Consider the following 238-nt stretch of genomic DNA (forward strand, 5'->3'; position numbering starts at 1 on the left):
GAAGCCGGGGCCGCTGTTGCCCTTGGCGATGGAGGGGAAGGCGTAGCCCTGGGCGATGACCCAGTCGGAGATCAGGGGGACCAGCGAGTACTGCTTGCGCGTCCCGGGCGCGCCGGTCACCACGAGGCCGCCGTTCCAGCGCCCGGGCAGCCGGATGACGAACTGGGAGTCGTGGTTCCAGCCGTGGGCCTTGTTGAGGTGCGAGGAGCCGGGGAAGTAGCCGTCGATCTGGATGCCG

The 238-nt window shown here is 69.7% G+C and carries 1 pseudogene; it reads right to left on the minus strand.

What is annotated here, in order from left to right:
- Nucleotides 1–238 (minus strand): annotated as a pseudogene (locus KVT44_RS56925) (tannase/feruloyl esterase family alpha/beta hydrolase); the annotation flags it as partial.

The organism is Streptomyces sp. GbtcB7 (assembly GCF_019091445.1).
Taxonomy (GTDB): Bacteria; Actinomycetota; Actinomycetes; order Streptomycetales; family Streptomycetaceae; genus Streptomyces; species Streptomyces mirabilis.